The sequence below is a fragment of the Franconibacter helveticus LMG 23732 genome (genome assembly GCF_000463115.2).
In the GTDB taxonomy this organism is placed as follows: domain Bacteria; phylum Pseudomonadota; class Gammaproteobacteria; order Enterobacterales; family Enterobacteriaceae; genus Franconibacter; species Franconibacter helveticus.
In genome coordinates, this window is record NZ_AWFX01000056.1 from 4,450 (window position 1) to 4,762 (window position 313).

1 protein-coding gene is annotated in these 313 nt (G+C 65.5%); it reads right to left on the reverse strand.

From position 1 onward, the window contains the following. On the reverse strand, positions 1–283 hold a 283-nt coding region (locus DW56_RS19480), incomplete at its 3' end, for a MobC family plasmid mobilization relaxosome protein (RefSeq protein WP_174516609.1). Positions 284–313: the final 30 nt, after the last annotated feature.

Genomic DNA, 313 nt, shown 5'->3' on the forward strand with positions numbered 1-313 from the left:
GCAGCCGCTCAAGCCCGGCATCGATGGCCATCAGCGCCGCCACAATCTGTACCCTGTCATGGCCGGTGCCGCCGCCGGCGTTAACACGGCGGGCTATCTGGTTCAGGTTATTGCCCATGCCGGCAAGCTGGCGCAGCAGCGCTGGCGAGAGTGAGGGAAGCTTTCCGGTGCGCGCAGGCTTTTCGTCCAGGCAGGTCTGTCGCATCCACGCCGCCAGCTGCCTGCCGTCACAGCGCTCGAGCAGCCGCCGGTGCTCGTCCTCCGTCACCCACATGGTGAGCATCTTGTTCCGTTTCTCTGACAAACCGGCCTC